Below are 400 nucleotides of genomic sequence, written 5' to 3' on the forward strand. Positions count from 1 at the left end.
GGGTTCTGTCAGGTTTCGGGGCAAGTTGAGCATTGAACAGACGGCTGACTACCATTAGCTGTATCAAGTGGCGGAGATCAGGTCCCGCAGCGCGGCCACGCGCTGCACATGGATGACCCGCCGACGGACGAGCGAGATGTTCTGGTTGATGTAGCTGGCCGGTCGCAGGAAGTTGCGGACCTCATCGAAGGCGCGGCAGAAGCTCTGAGCCGCATCGAAATTCTTGAAGCCGCGCATCGGCCGGTAGCGTCCTTTTATGCCCCGATGATTCTGCTCGATCACGTTGTTTTTATACTGACTGGTGCGATGATCGACGTCCGTGCCGAGTTCGTCGGCGATGGCCCTGGGATAGCTGGTGTGTCCGTCGGTGGTGACCTGCTCGGGCTCGACCTGGGTGACC

Annotated in this window: 1 protein-coding gene; it reads right to left on the reverse strand. The window is 59.8% G+C overall.

What is annotated here, in order from left to right; all coding sequences use genetic code 11:
• Positions 1-63: 63 nt before the first annotated feature.
• Positions 64-400: DDE-type integrase/transposase/recombinase (locus N825_RS35775; RefSeq protein ID WP_037462504.1), on the reverse strand; the 337-nt coding region annotated here is incomplete at its 5' end.

The sequence above is a fragment of the Skermanella stibiiresistens SB22 genome, assembly GCF_000576635.1.
Taxonomy (GTDB): Bacteria; Pseudomonadota; Alphaproteobacteria; order Azospirillales; family Azospirillaceae; genus Skermanella; species Skermanella stibiiresistens.